Here is a 23,462-nt window from a genome sequence, read left to right as displayed (position 1 = left end):
CTATTCCACCTGCAAAGTCACAGCTGGGTTTGTACGTGCTGCTCTGAAAGAGATGTAGCCAACAGTTATCAATGTCAACATGAGGGTTACGGTCAATCCAATGGCAAACAGGTCCCAGCTTAGGGGTATTCTGTAGATATAGTTATCTAGCCATAAGGTCATTGCCTGATATGCCAACGGAGCACTTAAAAGAAAGGCTATAAAGGTCAGCACATAGAACCTTTTTGAAAAGCTAAATAGAATCTGTCCAAAAGAAGCGCCCAACACCTTGCGGATACCAATCTCCTTGGTACGCTTTACCGCCATGAAAGAAACCAAACCATATAGGCCTAAGCAACCGATAATGATGGCGACCAATGAGAAGATTCGAATGCTCTTGAGCATAATGTCTTCTACTATGTATGACTCTTTAATGAAGTCATCAACTGTTTCGTATTGGAATGAACGCGATGGAAAAACTTGAAGCCACTCACCTTCTAGCCTTTTCAATACCTTAGGTAAGTTGCTCGATGCCACCTTTACATTGGCAGTATTCACCTGATCACGCCAAGGGAACATAATCATTGGCTCAATAGGTAAGTTCAATCTGTCTATATGAAAGTCCTTTGTGACACCTATGATTCGAGCCTGAGTACCATAGCAACGTAACAGTTTGCCAATCGCTTCCTGAGGACTGTCTACCTCAAGCTGTTTTACTAGGGTCTCATTAACGATATAGTTGTCAATGGTGTCATTGTATTCATCGGCACGAAAATTTCTTCCTGCAACGAGTTCTATACCATAAGTATCAAGATATCGGTGATCAACCCACTTGTTCCTAACCCTAATATCGCCCTTGTCCTCGTGTCCTACTTCTCTAAAGGAAGTTGAATAGCGACCAGCATCCATTGGAGGTCCTGACGCAAAGGAATAAGAGGTTATTTCCGGCATGGACTCCATTGCTTGTGAAAGACGGTCCATCTGCCTTTTATCAGGACTAAAAGTAGTGATGGTAATCATCTCCTCTTTATCAAAGCCCATTTCCTTGTTCACGAAGTAATCCATTTGGACAGAAACCACTATGGTGCCAATAATCATTAATTGTGTGATGGAGAACTGGGTAAGTACCAATGCTTGACGCAGGTTTAATCCAGACTTATTCTTAGTCAATGCCGAGAAACCACTTCTTAGGGCTTCCGAAGGACGATAAGCTGAGAGTTTTATAGCAGGGTAAATACCGGCTAGAAGACTCACAAATAAGATAAGGCCTATACCGAATACCCATACAGAATTATCAATCTCCATGTTCATTTGTACTATGGAGAGTAAATCATTCCAGCCATTCAATGCCAATTCCGTCAGCCAGATGGCCAGAAAGAATGATATAGTAGTGAGAAAAATAGTCTCCGCGAGAAACTGCAGGATTAATTGCAGCCTACTGCCTCCCAACACCTTTCTTACACCCACTTCCTTAGCACGCGTTACTACCTGAGCAGTCTGAATATTAATAAAGTTAATGCATGCTGAAAGGGCAATAAACAAGCTTAGCGCCCAAAAGGCTATGGATATTGAAGGATCGTTTGTGTAGTTACCTGAAAAGCCCCACTGTGGATCACCGTGAATATCTTTAAGGTTGATCAGGCTATATGTCGTGATTTCTGCGTCATCCTTAGCTCGGTACTTGTCTACCATCTGGGGAAAGCGAGCTTCAAAATCTTCTGGTCTTTGCCCCTCTTTTAAAACCACATAGGTCAAACCAGCAGAAACATTCCCCCAATTATCCCTATCCCAGTTGTTCATACGATAATAGATCTCGGTTGATGTAAGCATCTGGAAGGGTGTATTACTATTACTCGGAGGTGTATCGATAACACCTGTGATATAGACTCTCATAGAGTCAAACAAAGCGACTTCCTTACCCAAGAGTCCAGCTTCCTTGCCTACGAACTCTGGGTAATACTTTTTGACCATGCGCTTGGATAGCACTAAAGAACTTGGATCGTCTAGAGCTGTTCTTTTATTGCCTGCTATAAAATCGTAATCGAAATACTTCAAGAAGGCACTATCTGCAAATAGCATCTTTCTGTCCTCTTCAAAAACCTTCTCGGCAGAGCTTCCTGGATCAATTGTGACTAAAGAAAAGTTAGGGCCGATAACCTGAATAGCTGCCTCTAGTTCTGGATATTCGTTACGAATAGACTTGACCAACATAGACTGGGTGTTTCCAGTTTTCAAGAGTCTATTTGGATAGTTCTGGGTTAGATTGACACGATAGATTTGATCGCCCATAGGCTGATCCATATCAAAGCTGTTTTCATATCGTTCCTGAACATATAAGAACAAGAGACTTGTTAGTCCCAAGGTGAGCGCAACCACGTTGATAGCCGAGGTAACTCTGTTTTTCCATAAGTTTCTGATAATCGAAAGGAAGAATGTCTTAGTCATAATTGTAGGTATTTGACCATATAAGGCCAAAAGGCTGCCATAATATTTAACTATCAGATATTCAGTTGATTAAGTTGATTTATGATCAAGAAACCCTAAAAAGTGATCGCTCTGGTACAATCAACTGTTCCAACCTAGAACAGTAAATTACTATATTTATCCGTGGATATACTGGCCCTAGACGATGATCCTTTAATGCTTCATACAATTCGTATGGTTTTAGAAGAATCGTTCGGAGAAATTCATGCCCTCGAACACCCCAGTGCCGCACTTCCCCTTTTAGAAAGCATAGACATCAAAGTCATTCTTTTGGACCTCAATTTTGCCATTGGTGATTCTGACGGTGCTGAAGGACTGGCATGGATAAAGAGGCTCAAAGAAATGAGACCTCATGTTTCCATCATTGTGTTAACTGCTCATGGATTTCTGGATATAGCAGTTAAGTCTTTAAAGCAAGGTGCCAACGACTTTTTGGAAAAGCCTTTCTCAAATGAAAAGCTGGTTGCTACTGTTCAGGCTGGCTTAAACCTTTCTAATTCTCAACGTGACTTAGCAGCCGTCACCTCTAGCAGAGATTTATTGATCAATCAGTCCAACCAGCTAGGCAGTATGGTTATGGGCCAGTCTAAGAGAATGGACCAGGTGATGCACACTGTATCTAAAGTTGCAAGCACAGATGCGTCAGTGCTGATTACAGGGCCGCATGGAACAGGAAAAGAAGTACTAGCACGCCTTATACACCAGCAATCGACACGTGCGGCACAGCCCTTCATTAATGCAGACTTGAGTGCTGTCTCCTCCGGTCTGTTTGAATCTACCCTATTTGGTCATGTTAAAGGAGCTTTTACGGATGCCAGCGAAGACAAAACAGGCATGATGGAAGGCGCTAACCTGGGTACACTCCTCTTGGATGAAGTAGGAAGTATTCCTATCGAATTACAATCTAAACTCCTTTCGGCATTACAGAATAGAGAGGTGAACCGCGTTGGAGAACATCGGCCAAGAGCCATAGATATTAGATTAATCAGTACTTCTCATAAATCCATGGAGGCTTTAAGCGATCCATCACAATTTCGGCAAGACCTACTGTTTCGAATCAACACAGTTCATATCGAGCTACCCCCACTTCGCAATAGAAAGGATGATATAAAACCTTTGGCCGAACACTTTCTTTATCAATTCAATAGAAAATATGACAAGGGCTTTGGGTTGACCAAAGAGCAATTCAAAGACCTAGAAGACTATCATTGGCCAGGTAATATTCGTGAGCTTAGAAACAATATCGAGAGGATGGTAATCATGGATAATACGGAAGCTTTTAAAGGAGATGACCATACAGAAGCTCCTGCTGACAATCTTTATGAGGTTGAGAAACGAAAAATAGTTGAGGTCATGGAAAGGCACTCGGGAAATATCACTCATGCCGCTGCAGAACTTGGGATTGGCAGAAACACTTTATACCGAAAAATGAAGAAGTATGATCTTTAACAAAGGCTTCTTACTCATTTTTATTCGCGTTTTGCTCATTGTTGGGGCTACCATTGGTTTGGTCTACTCCTATCTAGAAACTGAACTGTCCATAACGCCATATATGTTTGGCGGACTGATTGTAATCTTCTCTCTTGAACTTACCTGGCGCCTGCATCTGCAAGAGCGCAACTGGGCAAGCTTTCTTCATTCCATCAAATATGGAGACTTCAATCGCACCTATCAGAATAAAACGAATTCTAAGGAGCTTCAAGGCGCTTATGATTTGATAACCGAGAGTATGGAGACTCTCCAAACCAATAGAGAAGCTGAATTTAGGCTACTCCAAACGGTTTTGAGGCATGTTTCTGTAGCGGTAGTATGCTATGACAATGAAGGTAAGGTTAGCTTCACTAACAAAGCGTTTGACCTGTTGTTGGAGCTCCCGGGGCTAATCAATCTAAATCGTATTAAGGAGGAATTCCCAAAAATTCATCAAGTTATGATCTCCAAGGACCGAATGCCTGCGGAATGGATCGACCATAACAACGGACAAAAGCTTTTTGTAAAGACAGAATCATTTAAGCTGAAAGACAAATCACTGAAGTTGGCCTCCCTTGCTGACATCCGAAGTTCTCTAGATGCAAAGGAATTGGATAGTTATCAAAAGCTAATGCGTGTGATGACGCATGAGATCATGAACTCCACTACTCCTATCCTTTCATTAATTAAAGTGGTAAACAAGAAACTGATTCAGGATGATGAGCTTATCTCATTAGAGCCTAAGGATCAAAAGAACATGGCAACTAGCTTGAGAGCCATTGAGGAACGTACTTCAGGCATGCTCAAGTTTGTAGAGGCTTATAAGCAGATCAATCGCCCCATTGAACCGCACTTGGAGACTATTGATAGCAAAGTGTTGATTGAATCAGTTGCCTCTCTGATGGATACCGAAGAGAAAGTCAAGTTCATAGTAGAGAATAATTATTCAGGCAAGCTCCATATTGATAGAGCACTGATGACACAGGTGTTGATCAATCTGATTAAGAATGCAAAGGAAGCCATTTCAGAAGTTGATGATCCATCGGTATGGCTCAGGCTTTATAGCATTGCTGGTCACATTATCATTCAAGTGGAAGACAATGGGCCTGGAGTACCTGAAAATGCCATCTCAGAGATCTTTGTGCCATTCTATACAACTAAAGCCGAAGGCTCTGGTATTGGACTCGCGCTATCTCGAAAGATTGTGAAAGCACATGGTGGTGTACTCGAATACAATCGTCTTGCACAGGTCACGAAATTGTCAATTGCACTACCACAAAAAAAGTAAAATGCTGAAAGCCGTAATCTTCGATATGGACGGAGTGATAATAGATAGTGAGCCACTCCACTCAAAGGCGTACCACGCGATGTTCGAAGAAGTTGGCATCTCCGTGTCCCCTGACCTCTATGAATCGTTAACAGGTAAGTCTACCATTAACGTCTGCAATCTATTGATAGAGCACTTTGAGTTAAACCGAACAGCTCAAGAAATGGCGGTGATAAAAAGGAGGCATTTTGACTTCATTTTTGATAATGACAAGACCTTTGACTTAATAAAAGGCGTAAGGTCTCTTATTCATAACTATCACAGCAATGGTCTCACACTGGTATTGGCCTCATCCGCCACCATGGTGAGTATAGAGCGAACCTTCAATCGGTTTGGCCTAAATCCTTATTTCAAAGCGAAGTTGAGTGGCTCAGAACTCAAAGAATCCAAACCCCATCCAGAAATCTTTATTAATGCTGCCACCGCCACAGGATTTAGTCCTGAGGAATGCATTGTAATAGAAGATGCTACCAATGGTATTGAGGCAGCTAAAAGAGCCGGCATCTACTGCATTGGTTTCGACAGTATACACTCCAAAAATCAAGATTACAGCAAGGCTGACTTAGTGATCAATGAATTTGATTCAATACACTTTGACAGACTCCAGAATCTTTTCTAATCCATCAGAAGGTTTTATAGACCCTGAAATGAATTCAGGGTGACGTTTTTTTTGTTTGCCGTCATTCTGACCCCGTTTTTCAGGGGGAAAGAATCTCCTGATTGTTTGCGGATTCCCTGCCTATCGGCAGACAAGGATCTCATTATGTTGAACGAGATCCTTCGGTCGTACCTCTCTCAGGATGACGAAATAGAAGAGGATTAATTATTCGTCCATACGTTATCCTTTGGATCCTTATCAGGAAATCTTCCAGCAGGATCAAGCGTGATTTTTGAAATCTTTCTTCCTCCGAAAGTCATTTTTGCTTTATACGTTCTGTTGCCATTCATCCAAACATCTACTGGAAAAGTAACTATGGCCGTATTATCATCCATCATCACTGCGTTCTTCATGGATCTGATCTTGGGACCAGAGGCTTCAAATTCTACTTTCAATACTACAGGTGATGGCATTTCTCCAGCTTGATGTACAGTAACCTCTGTCGTACTGCCTGTATTAACGTTTTGGATTGATCCTTCAACAGATTCTGTTGTCCATAACCAGTAGTACCAAAACCACTCTAGGTTCTCACCCAGTTCGTTATTCATAAAGAAGATATAATCCCAAGGTGATGGGTGTTTAAAGGCCCATACCTCTGAATACTTTTTCATCGCAGCAATCACCTTATCGTCCCCTACAATACCACCCAGCATGGATAACATTGCTGGTGCTTTGCTGTAGGTTTGATAACCATAACCATTGCCTCCGTAATTAGCATTCCACATCATAGCAGCCTCATCTTCCCCACCACTTACTCTACCATAACTTCTTCCTCTATTATCCAAATTAAAAGGTTGACCTCTGCTATCATTCCTTGAAAGAATGTTCATATAGGAATTGAATCCTTCATCCATCCAGCCATAGCGTGTTTCATTCGTTCCCAACATCATTGGCCACCATTGGTGTGCAATTTCATGATCAGCAGCTCCTTGATTGGAGTTCACAACCATAGGATATTCCATACCGGCACTAGGTCCATCTTGAAAGGTCAACTGAGGAAAAGCGTAGGGAGCCCAAAGGTTAGAGTAGAACTCTAAAGCATGTCTCCCTATTTCTCCAGCTCTAGCAAATCGTTCTGCTCTTTCTGGTAGGTAGAACATATGAATTGGGATTTCTCCTTTACCCGGAATCGTAGCACGCGTGGCTTTCCAGATAAATTCAGCTGAGGTTGCCCATGCAAAGTCATTCACTTGATCTGCTAAATAATGCCATGTTAGACTCTCTCCATTAGTAGTCGCTTTGCCAGCGCCTCTTTCATCCTCTCCTACAATAGTAATTTCATCGTCAGAGTCAGTAATCTTTGCAATGCGTTCTCTAATTGGCGCCATTAATACCTCTTCAGGGTTTTGAAGTACTCCCGTCCCACTCACTAACCAGCCAGCAGGTACAGTGATTTTAACATCAAATCGGCCAAAATTATTGAAGAACTCAGCTGGCCCTAAATAAGGCTGAGTTTTCCAACCCCTTAAGTCATCAAATTTGGCGACTCTCGGAAACCATTGTGTTGGCTGAAAAAGTCTTCTTTGCCAGCGTTGTGTCATTCTGTGGGCATTGCCTTTTTCTCCACCCGGTAACTTCGTGTTCCAATCAATTTCTAAGGTTGCTTTAGAGTTTGCTGGAATGGGTTTGGCCAAAGTAATGTAGGCTACAGTTTGTTGTAAACCATTAGCTTCTAAACGTGGGGCTAATCGAATTCCCCGCTGACGTGGTCTTGGAATTGGTGCGAGATCGACCATATCTCCATTGACCATAATTCTAGTCACTACCATGCCATCAGTTGTTTCAGCTGGCCTGGATGATCCACGAGGTACATCTGCTCTAAAAATGTTATGATCTAGCTTTAAGACAATCATTGTCATAGGCTCAGGGCTATTGTTATGTAGCGTAATCGTTTCACTACCAGTGATCACCTGTGTATTTGGATTTATGCTTGCATTAATGTCATAGTCGGTCTGAATTTGCCAATAGTTAGCACCAGGGCTTCCCGTAAAGTCCCGTGTGCCAGCGGCAAAAGCCTTACGAATAGAGTTAGTCATTGGCACATCGGTGCGAATGGCTCTCTTGGTGGTTTCAAGAGATGTCCGAAGTGGAGTTTTCTTTTGTGCAAAGGCTAGTGTGCCTGAGCATAGAAATAGACAGATAAGTAAACGCGAGATCATGATAATTGCTCTTTTAGTTTTGACAATGATTCTAAGCTAGACAATTCAACTGGAATTTTGTAAGCATTATTATGCGTAAGGTTAGGCTGCCATACCAAGCGTATTATAGACTCTGAAATACCTCGAAGCTTCGGGGCAGGGTGACATAAACTTTAATCCTGTTTCAAAATGGTCACCGGATTGATGAACACCGTTTTGATGATATGATAACTCGTGGTCAGGAGCACCATCGCTAATAATGCAATAGTCACATTGAGGTAATAGGTGAAATCTACATCAACGTGATACGCATAATTATTCAGCCACTGTTGCATGACCAAGTTGCCGATAGGAATGGAGATCACCAAGGCCAGCAACAAATTGCCCAGATAGTCCTTGGTCACCATAAAATATAAGTTCTCTCTAGAAGCACCTAATACTTTCCTGATGCTTACCTCCTTCTGGATGAATTGTACGGAGAAGGCGATTAAGCTGATCAAACCAAGCGCAGAGGCCACGATGGCAATGATGGTAATGGGCCAAATGAGTGTTTTTAGATTTTGTTCTCCACTGTATTTGGTGGCCATATGATTATCCAATAGGTAATACTCCAACGGCAACTCGGGAAATTGCAAAGCCCATTTGTTACTTATAAAAGCGATGGTTTCGACTTCTTCAGACTTGGCCATTTTAATCATGATTCTGGAACCGCCAATGCGCTTCTTTACAAAAACCACAGGTTTGACTTCCTCATACAAAGACTCGAAATACGGGTCTTTAACAACGCCAATGACCTGCTTTTTACCCATTGAAGGGCCATTATTTCGTCCATAGAGTTCAATAATGCTGCCTATTGCGTTTTCTTCAAAGCCGAACAGTTCAGCTGCCTTTTCGCTAATGATGACAGCATCTGTCAAATCAGAAGTAATGGCTTCGCTAAAGTCTCGACCTTCCATGAGTTGAAAGTCAAATAGGGAAATGAAGGATGAGTCAACGGCCATGTATATCATTTCTACTTTATCTGCCTCTGACATATGATCTGCCCTGAACTTGCTGGTGGGCATTGGCCTTCCTCCAGGTACGCGAGCGCCAGAACTTACACTTAAGACATTGGGATTTCGCAACAACTCGGTTCTGAGTGTACTTTCATCCAAGCCCCTTCTGGACGACACCACCATTATCGCACTTTGATCAAAGCCGAGATCTTTATCGTTGATATACGCTACTTGACCAGAAATCACCAAGATGGCAAACAACGAGAACGTAGCAAACATCAATTGAACAATTACGAGAACTGACTTGAAGCTAAACCTTCCATTCCCTTTCGTCAAAGTGATCTTACCTAATAACTCAGAGCTTTTGAAACTCGAAACCATCAGTATAGGATGTAAGGCAATAAATCCGCTGAAGAGCAATAAACCCAATGCCAATAGAGAGACTTCTTGCACGGATAATGAACCCATGGTCAATTCAGTGCCTATACTAATTTTCAGCATTGGCAAAAGAAGATAGATCGAGAGAATGGATAGCCCCAGTGCTAGAATGGTTTGGAAGAGTGATTGGGAAAAGAACTGCATAAAGAGATCATTCTTGCTTGCACCCAAGACCCTCTGAACGGCTACAGATTTTAGCTTTCTTAAGTTGTCAGCCGTGGTGAGAATCAAATAATTGAGACAGCCCACTATTAATAGAAAATATGCTACTGCAGTTAAAATTTGCACAAATTGACTACTTCCACCTGCTTCTATTTCGTTTTTAAGTTGAGACTTTAAATGAATATCGGTGATTGGCTGCAGCCTAAATTCCACTCTTTTCATTCCTTCAGACAATGGCAATGTTTTGATATACTCGGTGTTGGTACGCTTTAGGAAGGCTTCTGCTGCTTGATCAGAATTGAACTTTAAATAGCCCCAGACCAAATTAAAATCCCATGAACTCGCTACAGGTCCTCGATACCAAGGGTTAAGACTGCCTCTGTAATTGGCAATCAGCTTAGGTCGAAAATGAGAAGTTCTGGGAAAGTCTTTGATCACAGCTTTCACTTTAAGATTAGCAAACTGCCCATTGATTTGTAGGTAGGAAATGACCTTACCCACTGCATGGCCTGAATCGAAGTACTTGTTTACAATGGACTCGGTTAAAATCACATCATTGGGTCCAGTCAAGGCATCCTCACTATTTCCTTCTAGAAACTCAAAGCTCAACACATTAAGCAGTTCTCGTTCGGCAAAGTAGAAGCCTTCTTCCAGATATGAATCTTCATTGACTTTTATACCAGCATCTACCTGAGTCCTTACCATTCGAAAACCTGTGGCAATCTCTGCGTTGTCAGCAATAAGCCTTGGCAACAAGGCTGGTGGTATGGTAGCACTCTTATTTAGTATACCTCCATCTGATTCACTGTCTACTACAAGTCTATAAATTAAGTCTGGTGTTGGGTGCTGATGATCATAACTTCGTTCATGACTGACATAAGCTTTGGTCAATAAAAAAGTACTGATGCTTATCCCAAGAATAAACATCTTAGTGCTGAAATAGCCAATGCTTTTCGTAGATCGAAAAAGGACTTTGATATTTCTATAAATCATGTGTACACTGAATTGAAGTTTTGTATTGGCGAACCTTGATTCTTTACTTCCCAGAAAGCGAAGCAGGAATAACAGTGATTCGCGAATCAATTGAAGATTCGCTACAAGCTTTGAATGGCTTTGTAGTTTCCATTGATAGATTTCTTCTAAATCTCCGATAAAGACTTCGTAGTCATGAGAATCAAGAATGAGTCTCAACGCTTTCTTGATCCACCTGGGAAATGGCTGTTGCTGTGAGTTCTTACTTGACATCCGGAATGAGTTTCCATAAGAATTGACGCTCAGAATTAATGTGCATTACTGCTTCTCTCGCTTTATCAGAAGCATTAAAATGACGTTGCCTACGACCGCCTCTCTCTGCTGTTGGAATGCCAAACTCTGAAGTGACCAGCCCTTTCTTTTCCATCCGCTTGAGTACAACATGTACAGCAGACAATGTAACGCTCTTTCCCATAAGGTCATCAAACTTTTTAACCAAGTCGACAGCAGTCACACCATCTTCTTGTAACAGTATAAGCAGTATTTGCTCTTCAAAGTGTCCGAGATTCACCATTTCACTAAATTATCTAGAGGTTCAAGCGCCAAGCGTTCACTATATGATCAACAAGTTACCATAAAATATATTATGAACACCTGTTAATGATATATAAAACTTAAAGAAATAGTGTACTGTATTTCGTTCGTCATCCTGACCGAAACATAGTGTAGCGAAGCCTGCCTGTCGGCAGACAAGGATCTAAGGCTAGTCTTTCTAATCTTCAAAGAGATTACCGCCTATGCGGCAATGACGTTCTTTTTGTTTGCCGTCATTCTGACCCCGTTTTTCAGGAGGAAAGAATCTCTTGATTTTTTGGCGATTCCCCTCCTATCGGCAGACAGGGGTCTACCCAATTGAAGGACCAGATTCTTCATTTCGCTAGGCTCCATTCAGAATGACGTTAACGATGTTTTGTGTCTTTCAATTATACGTCATCCTGAGTGCAGCGAAGCCTGCCTATCGGCAGACAAGGATCTAATACTAGTCTTTCTAAGACTCAAAGAGATTACCGCCTACGCGGCAATGACGTTCACTTTGTTTGCCGTCATTCTGACCCCGTTTTTCAGGGGGAAAGAATCTCCTGGTTGTTTGGGGGGTCCATGCCTGCGGCAGGCAGGCTTCGTTCGTACCTCTATGCGCCAACGCTGTAGCTAATGCGCAAGCGTTGCACCAACGCCCTAGCTAATGCGCAAGCGTTCGGAATGACATCAAGGGACTAAGAGAGACTAAGAACAGCATAAAAAAGCCCAACGCTTAATGCGTCAGGCTTACAGAATATTTTGTTCTCGGCCTTACTTCTTCTCCATCATTTCAGGCTTGATCTTCTTCTTGTCTAAGTGCTTTACGCCTTCTTTCATCCATAGCGGTGCCTCTGCACCTTTTAGGTAATGATCGAAGTATTGCTTCATACGAACCTGAAAGTCTTTCTGATTGGCTTCTTTGCCTAAATGATGCGGTTCATCTGGATAAGACAATAGAATTACTTCTTTGCCCAGTCTTCGGGCAGTGGAGTAATACTCAAGACCTTGTACCCAGTCAACAGCGCCATCAGCAGTACCATGCAGAATCATAAACGGAGTATTGATGTTTTGCGCATGATGGATTGGAGACTGACTTCTATACAGTTCCATATTGTCCCATGGACTTACACCCATTCTACCTTGAGACCACTCTAAAATAGGCCCATTCAAGTTGCCTGAACGTTTGTAGGCCACATTGTACATGCTGATCAGGTTGGTCAAAGGTGCTCCAGTAATCACACAAGCGTACATATCTGTTTGAGTGACTATAAATGAAGACTCATAACCTCCCCAGCTATGTCCTTGTAAACCAATTCGTTCTGGATCAGCATAACCAAGATCTATAACTGCCTGAGTTGCACTAGTCACATCATCCAAAGCTGAAGAACCCGGCAATCCCACATCGTAAACAATGTCTGGCATTAACACCAAATATCCATTGCTTGCGTAGGTAGACATATGAGGTCTATCGTCATAGGTAGGCATAGAATACTGATGGTGTCTTTGAGACATTCGCTCATAGAAATAGATCACCATAGGGTACTTCTTCCCATCTTCATAGTCTGCTGGTAGAGCCAGCGTAGCTTGAAGTTTATGTCCTCTCTTATCGGTATAATCAACAAGCACACGCCTTCCCCACTTGTATTCAGATTGTTGAGGGTTGGCATCAGTAACTTTCTTCGGTCGCTTTAGAGAGAGGTCAGCTACCCAATAATCAGGAAAGTCAACAAAGGTCTGTTCGGTAAACATCACTCTATCGGCACTCTTGGCTTTGGTCAATCTTCCGATCATCTTATCCTCATAGCGAAGTGCTTTCGGCTTCTTACCCAATTTCACCTGATAGTAACCCGATTTCTTAGTCCATTCGCCATATGCCGAAAGCAAAAGAGGCTCAGACATGTCGAAGCCTTTGGCTTCAGGATCTAATTGTACTGCCCTGAAACGAATGCTTTCATCATCTCCCATTCCCTGCGTAATGTTGGTTGTCTCATTGTCATTTAGAGAGATTGCCCACAGGTCAAACTTGTTATTGGCAAGCACCCATTTGCCATCATCGGACCAGCCCGCTATCCCATATGTTAAAAGTTCGGTGGGTTTGTCGAAGTCTTTGTCAATAAAGCTTACACCAGCTTTTTTACTTAGGTTATCAGTCGCTCCGCTCTCAAAATTATAGCTCATTAGCTCCCCTTCTTTGGTAAAAATTGCCCACTGACCGTTAGGTGAAAGGTTTACGCCAAAGTAATTTCTTGCTGTAATCAGTTGCTTGGCGCCTGTCTCAGTATTAACACTGTACAAGTCAGCATAGCCAGCAGGGTTATTCACATCATTGCGGTATTTCGTATTGTCAAAACCCAGAGCCCATTTGCTGGACTCACTAAAGTTGACATTCCGCATATTATCATGCTCAAGCTGAAAGAAAGTCTTATTGTTCAGATTCAGAACGGCAGTATAAGTAGCCCTTCGGTCTCTATTGGCCTGAATTATTTGACGCGATTGAACCTGCTCATCTTTCCAGTGCCAAACATCGACATTGGCTTTCAGCATATCTTCCTTCTTAACCTCCTCTGCCTGTTCCTTCACTCCAAAAAAGATCTGAGAACCGCTTTCATTCCAAATCAATCTTCCGTATTCACTGATTACCATGGCTTCGGAAAAGTTGGCATCATTCACTCCAGAGTAAGTCGATTGTTGAGGGCTTGTCATTCCAGCTGTTAAGCCAGATGCCCAATAAAGCGTATTACTGCGCTGCGCCTTACCTTTTTCTTTTTCTCCATAAAGCACCGCTATCATATCTCCAGCATCATTCCAGCTCATCTGTGCATAGCTGTGAGAACTCGTGTGCATAGGGATGGTCCTCAAACTATTAAGGTCGACCATATAAAGGCCATTGCCACTGCCTTCATCAGCATCCACTATATATGCGAATAGGCTTCCAACCTTATTGAAAGCGTAACTGGATACATTACCAATATTGAGGCTTTGGTTACCATTTAAATCCTTGAGGATTAAGTCACTGCCTTTATGCTTTGCTTTCGGGTCATTGGCATATTTATGTATGGCGATGTAATTAGAGGCTTTCGAAAAGCTAAAAGATCGAGTGCCCTTCACATCGCTGGCTGTGTTATCAGAGAGCTTTAAAAGCTGCAAGTGACTTTGCACAGGCTTTTTACTCGCCTTTAACTTATCAGCCTCTTTCTTAGCAGGGTCCACTAAGTAAGCAAGCCATTGACTATCATCAGAGAAAGCCACCTGCTTACCATTGATGGTTGTTCGCAGCGTATCTCCATCTATAGTGCGTACATGAAGTCTTGAATCTCCCTCATTGGGAGAATAGGTATAAGTAGCCCAATTACCATTGGGGGAAATACTAGCATTTCTAATGCGGTTCCATTGTGCGTAATCTTCTAGGTTGAGTGCTTTTTTCTCTTGACTGTGACCCAGTTGGCCAAAAACAAACAGTGCAAGAATAAGGGTATAAAAGCGGTGACTGAGGATGGTTTTCATGATTGGTATATTGGTTGAGAATGCGTCTTAAAGACACGCTAAATATACTACATAAATAAACCCATAGACAAGGGGATCGGGACTCACCGAAAATCCACCATCATGATCTCATCTTCACTTTGCTCAATTTGAACATAAAAGACGCTTTGACCATCGGGACTGGCATAGAGACTGGGGCTTGCGCCTTGAATACGCTTCTCTGGAGTAAACACACTCACAGGAGGCAATTCCTTATCATAGGGCTGAAGTAAAATCTGCAGGCCAAAACTCCTATCAATATAGACGATGCCTTCCTCAGTAGGAATCCAATTGCCCCAATCAACATTACTTAAATTCGGAATGAAGAGTTCTTCGCTACCCTGATCATTGACTCTCCATATGCCGATCGTATCTATCTTAGTATAATAAACTAGTCCGTCTTTAGGACTTTCGTGCATAAAGTAGCCACCATTCTTAGTTACTGCCTTAGGCTCATCATTAGAGTCCATCGGCTGATTCCAAAGTTGCCATGAGCCGTTGTGATTAGATGCGAAGTAAAGACTATTGCCATCGAGAGCAGGCCGAGCATTGACCTGATCGCCTTCAAGGTCAACCAATGGGCTTATCATCTTCGAAGCAATATCTAGCTGATATATCGTGTGATCTCCATCTATCCTAGCATCGAATGTGATGTACTTAGCATCTGCAGACCATGACGGCATGCTTATATAGCTACCGTTGAGTGATGTCAGCTTTGTAAGGTTGTTATCACGAAAGTCCTTTATCCAGATTTCGAAATGCCCCGATCTATCTGAAATGAAAGCGATCTTATTGCCATCGTGGGACAAGGATGGGTGGATTTCGGCACGTGTTGAGCTAGCCACCTGTGAAGGTTCAGAATAGCCTCCCTCATTTTTCTCAATTGACCAGATACGGGTTTGATCCCGAAGACTTTTATAAACCATTCGATCTCCCTTCTTCGAAAACCTTGGCTCTGTCGGAACACGGTCATTAATATGAAGCCTAGAAATGTCACCACCTTCAATCCCTACTCTCCACAGTGCCCAAGTCCCAGTTCTATTGGAGGAAAAAGCAATTTGTCTTCCCTTGTCAAAGATGTCTAGGCCAAGTATTTGTGCATCATCAAAAGTGAGGCGTGTCAAATCTCCGCTGATCAGATCCATTCTATAGATATCTCTTTGCTGACCACTTACCGTTCTGCGGAATATGAGCTGCTCTCCATCTGGCGAAAACACAGGGTCTCTATCTGCTATTCCACCCTTTTGGGATACTGCCTCTGCGGACACTTGAGTTTCAATATCTAAGAAGAAGATCTGTCGCTGTTCATATTGAGACTTGACATCGGAAAAAGCGATGGTCTTTCCGTCAGGTGACCAAACGAGGTCCTCGGGAGACTGAAAGCAAGCACCAATTTTAACCTTTTCCCCACCAAAGCTTGGCTCTTTGAAAATCTCGCAACTACCATTTTCGGCACTTACATAAGCCATATAATTACCATCTGGCGACCAAACTCCATAAGCCTGCGGACTTGTCAACTTTGTGAATTTGATTTGACTCAGGTCGCCCAAAAGCTTTATGTAGACATCCGCATCATTACTACCTGGTTCCGCATAGCTGAATGAAATCTTTTGGCCATCTGGAGAAATGGACAAGGCGCGCTCTGGACCTACTAATGTGGATACCGGAACCGGGTCGTAGTAACTGGAATAAATATCTCTAGAAAGAGAGCTGACAAGGCCAATGGTACTGGCGGTTAGTATTAAGATTAATAGCCAAAGCCATCTCCTACTTGGCGTACTGCTGACCGTACTTTGTGATGGATCTAATTTCTTAGTCGGTGAATAGTTTAAGCTCACAGGAGCCACCAAACGATATCCTGACTTGCTGATGGTCTCGATGTATTTTGGAACCAAGGGATCGTCATCAAGGGCCTTCCTTAGTTTGGAGACACCCCGAGTCAATGCATTGTCTGTCACATAGACTTCAGCCCAGACTTCATCATGTAACTTCTTTTTGCTAACGACTTGACCTTTGTTGGCAACAAGGCAAATCAAAATCTCCATTGTCTTGAATTCCAACTTACGACTTTCAGTTCCTCTGGAAATACTCAACAACTCTGGCTCAACCAGCCAATCTCCTACTTTGAATGACTCCTTTATACCCATTTAAGATTTTGATACAATATACGGTAGATAACATTTTGGATTGGTCAAGTCACAAAATCGTCACATAAAAAGTCTCGTTCCTTCCTTTTTAGAGTTGCCTAAAACCCAAGATTTGAGAGGTTTTAAACAAGAAAACTCATAATCATGAAGAAAAACTCAAAAACAATACTGTTGGCCTTGGTGCTGGCCTTTATCTCTAATGGTGCAATTGCCCAGGGCTTGCATCCATACAAACAGAAGTTTGCTGATATGCAGACTTGGGCTCCAACGGGTCCTAAGGACATTAACTTTAAAAACTTCCGCCCCTATAGAGCGGTATATGGCCGAACATATACAAATGCTAAGGGAGAAAAAGTAAATGACCAAATTATCATGTCTGCACAGCATGTCTACTGGTATGGAAAAAGAGTTATCCTTTTCGAATACCATGATGTTGGTGCTAAAGACTTTCCAGATACCAATGCGAGAACGCAGTTCTATTATCTGGATGAAAAGACACTTCAAATGTATATGGCTGTAGGGCCGAAAGCGGGTACACCTCAGGATTATACAAGCGTAAGAGTGCTCGATGATAAAATCACTACATCGAGGATTAATACGGCTACGGGAGAAGTTGATTTTAAGGAACTGGCGACTACGGATCCTAGCTTTGGCTTTCGTCAGCTCCGCTTTCTTATGTGGGGTGCCATGGACTTGGAAGTCGGCAAGAAGATCAAATTACAACCCTTATATAATGCCCCATCGGCACAAAGTACACTGGCTGTTGGAATTGTAACTGAACAAGTGGATTATACAATGCCTGATAGAAAGAAGAAGAGACCATTTATCGTGGAAAACACCAACAACCCTACTTCTGCTATCATGCATCAATTTCATATCATCAACGAAGCGCCTTATGTGTTGGCTCAGGGGCTTTATAATGCAGATCAAAAGAAAGTGACAAGTTGGTGGTTGAAGCTTCAGAGCTTTGAATACCTGGATGGGAAGTAGATTAGCTTCTTTTTTGGATTGAGTTCTGCAAGGCAGTGGTTCGAGTTTTCGGATCACTGTTTTTTTATATCCGCTTGTCAATGCCAATTCACTAAGATCAGCTTAGGTCAATTGGAATAACTAGCTTCATGGATTACCTTCACGCATCAGTGACCCAATTCTAACTCCATGAAAAAGCTTGCTTACAGTGTCATCGCGATAGCCGGTGTCTTAGCACTACTCATTTATGCTGAAAGTATTCTCATCCCGCTTGTCTTCGGGGTGATCTTGTGGTACTTGGGTACTTCGTTAAAGTCTTTGACCACAAAGATTCCGGTGATTGGCAAAAAGCTTAACACTACTATGGTCAATGTAATAGTGTTTATTATTCTGGTCGTGGGCTTCGCTGGTCTTTCGAAGTTGATCACCTCTAGCATTGACTCTTTAATGCTATCATACGAGAGCTATAAAGTCAACATTAACAGCTTATTAGATCAAGTCAATGAGAGTTTTAATATAAATATTCAGGAGCAGTTCAATACAGCTCAAGACGGCTTCGATTATGGTGATATCCTAGGTAGTATTGCCGGATCGATATCTGGCATTTTGGGTGATGCCATCATTATTCTTGTATACGCAGCATTTATGTTCTCAGAAGAGACCAGTTTCAAAAACAAGCTCACCAAGATGTTCAATACGCCAGATGAAGAGTCAAGGGCAACTAAAATCATGAACAAGATTGGGAACTCATTTGGTGATTACATTAGGCTCAAAACCTATGTGAGTTTACTTACAGGGGTTGTGGGTTATATCTTCTTGGCCATTATGGGTGTCGACTCTCCCTTCTTTTGGGCCTTATTAATGTTCTTACTCAACTATATCCCTACCATTGGTTCCTTGGTAGCGACTGTTTTTCCTGCTGTATTTAGTTTGATGCAATTCGGTGAGTTTGGTCCATTCTTTATCATTCTAGTCGGCTTAGGCCTTATTGAATGGGTAATTGGAAATGTTGTGGAACCTAAGATTATGGGCAATTCTCTAAATTTGAGTCCCTTGGTTACCATTCTCGCACTGATCGTTTGGGGGCAAATTTGGGGCATTACAGGAATGCTCTTAAGTACACCGATCACTGTTGTAATGGTGATAATATTCTCTCAGTTTGCTCAAACGCGAAGGGTGGCGATTATACTTTCTCAAAATGGAGACATTCAGCAAGACTAGTCTGTTGCAAGCCTAAAGGCGAAAATATTAGTCATGCATACAAACTTATTGGCTGGTTTACCCGACATATCTCTACGGTTTCATTAACTTGCATCACAATTATGCTTAAACAAAACCTGAGGCCTAAAATATAACTAACTGCTGCTGGCCTTAAACATCGATTTTTTGTTCAGCTCTAAGCCTCTCTAAAAACAAATGGACCTCTCTAAGGTCATAACAAATTATGCGAAACGATAACCTCCAGATTAGTGCTTTCTATCCTTTGTGGAAAAAATACAAGCCTGTAGTTCTGAAATTAATGGTAGATGCCGAAAATGGACCTCAGTCTTACCCTCTTTCAAAGCATGAGTTTACTGATCTAGCTCCTAAGAAGAACATTGTATACTCGTTTAAGATCGATATTTTCGAAAGCAAGCCTTTGGTAGCAATCAAAACTTCTTTGGTAGCACAGGACTTTATGGAAATGATCAGACAGTCTGGCAAAGCCATTGAACTTATGAGTACTGCTACGTATCACATCGAATTAGACAAGCAGTTTATGCTCAATATCAGCTGCACTCCTGTAGTTAACGAAACTGAAGATGCCCCTGAAGAAGAGGCAGAAAAAGAAACGGAAGAATAATATTCTTCCGTTTTTTTATTTTTTAGCTGTTGAGGTAATTCAGAATATCAGCGAATAACTTTCACACTAACGGCATTCATACCCTTCATTCCTTTCTCTAAGAGAAAACTCACTTTATCCCCTTCTTGAATCGGCTCCATTAAGCCATTAACATGAACAAAGAAGCGTTCTTGCGTTCCATCTTGATTGATAAAACCGTAACCTTTAGAGTCATTGAAGAAAGACACTTTGCCTCTTCGCTCGGCCGTCATATCTTCTTTCTCCTGCTTAGGAACTCCTATTTCAATACTTGAAGCTTTGACTTCTTTCTTCTTGGCTAGTGGATCTGGCGGAGTGTCGGAGATATTACCGAACTCGTCAACATAAGCCATCATTTCATCAAGACCACCACCAGAAGCATTAGCCTTTCGCTCCTCCTTCTTCATTTCTTTTTCTTTACGCTTCTGTAAGCGCTTCTTCTCTCTTTCTTTCTTCTGGAACGTGTTTTGTGATCTTGCCATTCAGTCTATAAATCTTTGATAATTAGGTTCAGCGCAATTTAGCCAATTTGCTTGGCTTTACTTAATCTATTATACCAAAAGATTTCTACTAATACTTTTTTGATAAACTTAGCGGACCTAGGAAGCAGCTTAGACGAAGGGTTGGATATCCTAAGTATTCTTCAATACAGTTGCCGGATTTTTCTTCGCGTTAGCAAAAGATTGATAGCCAATTGTCAGTACTGCAAGTACCATGGTCAGTGCAGTAGCTAGCACAAATACCCAGGCTTGAATGGGCGTATGAAAAGCAAATCCGTTGAGCCAACTATCCACCAAGAAGTATGATACTGGGATAGCAATTAAAATTGAGACCCCGACCAAAATGGTAAACTCTGAAGAGAATGTAATCACTAGATTTGAAACCTTCGCTCCAAGGACTTTTCTTATACAAAGCTCTTTTAAGCGCTGTTCTGCCGAAAAAGTCGCTAATCCGAATAGGCCTAAACAAGCAATCACCATCATCATCATGGAGAAAAGGTTTAGCACCTTGCCCATCCTTTTTTCTTCTCTGAAAGTAGCCTCAAAATCCTGATCCATAAAGCTGTACTCAAACATGGTTTCAGTATCCACATTATGGACTTCAGATTCAACTTCATTTAAAAAGGAACTTAGGCTTTCTGAAGAGTTGATAAGCTCAGAATTCAAGCGTAAGGAAATGAAAGCTCTTCCCAAGCCATAATTCCAGATCTTGTCATTTTCCTGATGCATGATAACCAATGGTTCTATGTCTTCTTTGAGGGTGTTATAATTGAAATCTTTTACGATCCCGATCAGTTCCAACTCCTCTTCATTGTCAAAAGCGCATACCACCATTTTTCCAATTGGGGAATTTTCTTTCCAGGTATCGGGAGTTCCCCACCCTAAAGCTTTGACGGCCCTTTCATTCAGGACAACACTGTACTTGTCATTTACTCTAGTCGGATCGAAATTCCTTCCTGCGATAAATTCAACACCTAACAAGTCTAGATACTCACCCTCTGTTCTAAAATTGCTCATATCAGCAATACTCGGTTCCGGACCTTTCGTCTTATAACGTTCGCCATCCCAGACATTAGCAGGCGTGGCATAGGACGTACCAATAGCTTCAATTGTGGGATTGCTGGATAATTTTGATTTCAGGACATTCAATTGACTCCCCAATTGTTCCATATTATGAATCTGAAGAACATTGTCCCTGTCAAAGCCCAAATTAAGGCTAGAAGCGTAGTTCAGTTGACGCTGAACAAAGAATGTGCATATGACTAAGGCAATGGATATCGTAAACTGAAAGATGACCAACCCATTTCTCAACGTTTTGCCTTTAAAGGCAGTACTAAGACCTCCCTTAAGCGCCTGCACAGGTCTAAAGGATGAGAGATAAAATGCTGGGTAAGCTCCTGCAAGTATGCCGAGTACCAACACAAATGTTATTGTCAAAGCAATAAATACAGGGTCGACAATTAACTGGCTTATATCCAGCGATTTATTAGACAGTTCATTAAAAGAGTCAGTGGTCAACCAAACCGTAAAAAAAGCCACTATAGTACTTACAAAGACGAAAAGTACTGATTCAAAAATGAATTGATAGATCAAACTCCTTCTGTGAGAGCCCAGCACCTTTTTAACGCCAATTTCTTTAGCTCTATGCCCAGAACGAGCTGTTGATAGATTCATGAAGTTGATACTTGATAGAATCAAAATCAGGACACCAATAGCTGTAAAGATTTTGATCGGTTGTGGTTTTCCTGTTGGACCAAATCGATGACTATCCGGTTCGTTAGAGAGGTATAGATCTCTTAAAGGCTGTAAGTAAAGTGTCCAAGGGTTACCATTGGTAAACTCTTCATAGCTCTGATTAAAGATTCTAGTTGTTGTGGCGGGTGCGTATTTTGGAGGAACAGCCTGGATCTTTTCGGTCAAAGCTTCAATATCCGTCCCCTCTTGTACCAATCCGTAGGTTGAAAATCCAGTCCAGATCCATTTCCATTCACTATCCTTGAACATTTCAGGGTAACTACTAAAGGAAACCAGGATGTCAAACTGCAAGTGCGATTTAGTAGGTATATCCTCAATGACAGCCTTAACGGTATATGATCTCCACTCGTCATTGAATTCTTTTACCTCAATAAACTTACCTACCGCTTCTTCATAGCCGAAATAGCGTTGGGCAGTTTCTTGTGTAATTACAATGCTAAGTGGATCTTTCAGCGCGTTGTCGAGATTTCCTTGTATTGCTTTGAATGAGAATACTTTAAAGAAGTTTTCTTCGGCACCAAAGAACTTAGTCTCTTTAACCAATGAGAAATCATCAGCTCCATTGGTCATACGTAGCGTCTGAGGTCCTAAGCTCAAAAGACGAGTCAGCTCTTCAAATTCAGGCGCTTCCTCCTTGAGTGCAAGCGCAACATTGGGTCCTGTAGAAGCAAATTGCTCATCCCAGGCATTCCAAATCATTGGTTGATTGACACGATAAATACGATCCCCTTTTTCATGGAAAGTATCGTAGGTAGATTCTTCATGGATATATAAGCCTATGAATAGGCAAGCCGTTATCCCTAAAGAAAGACCTAATAAATTGAGAATAGTGAACTGCTTTTGTTTTCTGGCACTTCTTATGGCCATTTTGAACATGTTCTGAATCATAATCACGTTGTTATTCTGAGTTTTGAAAAGTCTTATTGAAGAGAAACCAAAGAGTAAATGCACTGTATCGACCCAATACATTAGTCGTGCATATGTTTTACCCTTTACTTCTAATCGATGATCATACATTTCCTTGAGATCACCGAAGAATTCTTCCAGATAGACATCTGGCAATAGTTTGGAGAGTATCCAATTGGATAGTTTTGACCGATTATTGCTCATCTACTGACCGGCATTTAATTGAGGAATCAATTGCCACATCTTTTGGCGGACATCTTGGGAGGCTTTGAGCTGTTTTAGGCCAGTTGGAGTGATGGAAAACAGGCGCTTTCTTCGGTCTCCCCTTTTTTCGGTATTACCTCCCATCTCTGACTTTAGATATCCTTTATCCTGAAGTCGATAAAGTGTGATATGAATAGCTCCTAAGAGTATTGATCTGCCAGAATGCTTCTCTACTTCATTCTTAACACTTACTCCATAAGCCGTACCCTCCAAAATGCAAACTGCCAGTAGCACAAGTTCTTCAAATTCACCAAGTCCTTTATCTTTCATAAGATATACATTGTATGTTATACAAAATTATAACTAATGTATTTGATAAACAATACCATCAAGAAA

At 41.7% G+C, this 23,462-nt stretch carries 16 protein-coding genes; 6 read left to right on the top strand and 10 right to left on the bottom strand.

Translation table 11 applies throughout. From position 1 onward, the window contains the following. Positions 1–2,424 carry an ABC transporter permease gene (locus J4E76_RS02215; protein ID WP_208500930.1) on the bottom strand — a complete coding sequence of 808 codons (2,424 nt, stop codon included), beginning with the start codon at positions 2,422–2,424 and terminating at the stop codon, positions 1–3. A 162-nt stretch (positions 2,425–2,586) separates the two neighbouring features. Here J4E76_RS02215 and J4E76_RS02210 point away from each other — a divergent pair, with 162 nt between their 5' ends. Genes J4E76_RS02210 through J4E76_RS02200 form a run of 3 tightly spaced genes read left to right on the top strand, consistent with a single transcriptional unit; the run spans position 2,587 to position 5,879 of the window. Continuing rightward, a complete protein-coding gene (locus J4E76_RS02210) occupies positions 2,587–3,912 on the top strand; it encodes a sigma-54-dependent transcriptional regulator (RefSeq protein WP_370592787.1) in 1,326 nt (441 codons plus the stop codon). Then, entirely contained in the window at positions 3,902–5,221 is a 1,320-nt protein-coding gene (locus J4E76_RS02205) for a PAS domain-containing sensor histidine kinase (RefSeq protein ID WP_208500926.1), read from the top strand. Before J4E76_RS02210 ends, J4E76_RS02205 begins: the two co-directional genes overlap by 11 nt. Position 5,222: 1 nt before the next feature. Continuing rightward, positions 5,223–5,879 (top strand): HAD family phosphatase, encoded by a 657-nt coding sequence (locus J4E76_RS02200; protein ID WP_208500924.1) that lies wholly within the window; start codon positions 5,223–5,225, stop codon positions 5,877–5,879. 200 nt (positions 5,880–6,079) lie between these two features. Here J4E76_RS02200 and J4E76_RS02195 read toward each other — a convergent pair whose 3' ends face one another. The 6 genes from J4E76_RS02195 to J4E76_RS02170 all read right to left on the bottom strand — a co-directional run bounded on the left by J4E76_RS02195 (position 6,080) and on the right by J4E76_RS02170 (position 16,871). Continuing rightward, entirely contained in the window at positions 6,080–8,077 is a 1,998-nt protein-coding gene (locus J4E76_RS02195) for a M1 family metallopeptidase (RefSeq protein WP_208500922.1), read from the bottom strand. A gap of 152 nt (positions 8,078–8,229) precedes the next feature. Beyond that, positions 8,230–10,896, bottom strand: coding sequence for an ABC transporter permease (locus tag J4E76_RS02190; protein WP_208500921.1), 2,667 nt, complete (start codon positions 10,894–10,896; stop codon positions 8,230–8,232). Then, the gene (locus J4E76_RS02185) at positions 10,886–11,197 is read right to left on the bottom strand and encodes a PadR family transcriptional regulator (protein WP_208500920.1); all 312 of its coding nucleotides are present in this window, start codon (positions 11,195–11,197) and stop codon (positions 10,886–10,888) included. The genes J4E76_RS02190 and J4E76_RS02185 overlap by 11 nt, the downstream gene beginning before the upstream one ends. A gap of 221 nt (positions 11,198–11,418) precedes the next feature. Then, a complete protein-coding gene (locus J4E76_RS02180) occupies positions 11,419–11,571 on the bottom strand; it encodes a hypothetical protein (RefSeq protein ID WP_208500919.1) in 153 nt (50 codons plus the stop codon). A 402-nt stretch (positions 11,572–11,973) separates the two neighbouring features. After that, the gene (locus tag J4E76_RS02175) at positions 11,974–14,706 is read right to left on the bottom strand and encodes a prolyl oligopeptidase family serine peptidase (protein ID WP_208500918.1); all 2,733 of its coding nucleotides are present in this window, start codon (positions 14,704–14,706) and stop codon (positions 11,974–11,976) included. An 83-nt stretch (positions 14,707–14,789) separates the two neighbouring features. Then, positions 14,790–16,871 carry a winged helix-turn-helix domain-containing protein gene (locus tag J4E76_RS02170; protein WP_208500917.1) on the bottom strand — a complete coding sequence of 694 codons (2,082 nt, stop codon included), beginning with the start codon at positions 16,869–16,871 and terminating at the stop codon, positions 14,790–14,792. A gap of 144 nt (positions 16,872–17,015) precedes the next feature. Between J4E76_RS02170 and J4E76_RS02165 the strand changes: the two genes are divergently transcribed. The 3 genes from J4E76_RS02165 to J4E76_RS02155 all read left to right on the top strand — a co-directional run bounded on the left by J4E76_RS02165 (position 17,016) and on the right by J4E76_RS02155 (position 19,683). Continuing rightward, entirely contained in the window at positions 17,016–17,861 is an 846-nt protein-coding gene (locus J4E76_RS02165) for a hypothetical protein (protein ID WP_208500916.1), read from the top strand. A 168-nt stretch (positions 17,862–18,029) separates the two neighbouring features. Further along, entirely contained in the window at positions 18,030–19,061 is a 1,032-nt protein-coding gene (locus tag J4E76_RS02160; protein WP_208500914.1) for an AI-2E family transporter, read from the top strand. A 223-nt stretch (positions 19,062–19,284) separates the two neighbouring features. Then, entirely contained in the window at positions 19,285–19,683 is a 399-nt protein-coding gene (locus J4E76_RS02155; protein WP_208500912.1) for a hypothetical protein, read from the top strand. A gap of 47 nt (positions 19,684–19,730) precedes the next feature. Here J4E76_RS02155 and J4E76_RS02150 read toward each other — a convergent pair whose 3' ends face one another. From J4E76_RS02150 to J4E76_RS02140, 3 genes are all read right to left on the bottom strand, one after another. Further along, entirely contained in the window at positions 19,731–20,183 is a 453-nt protein-coding gene (locus tag J4E76_RS02150; protein ID WP_208500911.1) for a cold-shock protein, read from the bottom strand. Positions 20,184–20,333: 150 nt separating this feature from the next. After that, entirely contained in the window at positions 20,334–23,066 is a 2,733-nt protein-coding gene (locus tag J4E76_RS02145; protein WP_208500910.1) for an ABC transporter permease, read from the bottom strand. Continuing rightward, entirely contained in the window at positions 23,067–23,396 is a 330-nt protein-coding gene (locus J4E76_RS02140; protein ID WP_208500909.1) for a PadR family transcriptional regulator, read from the bottom strand. Positions 23,397–23,462: the final 66 nt, after the last annotated feature.

It is taken from the genome of Roseivirga sp. E12, assembly GCF_017592825.1.
In the GTDB taxonomy this organism is placed as follows: Bacteria; Bacteroidota; Bacteroidia; order Cytophagales; family Cyclobacteriaceae; genus Roseivirga.
Note: the sequence above shows the minus strand (reverse complement) of the source record. Positions and strands in the feature narration are given on the sequence as shown.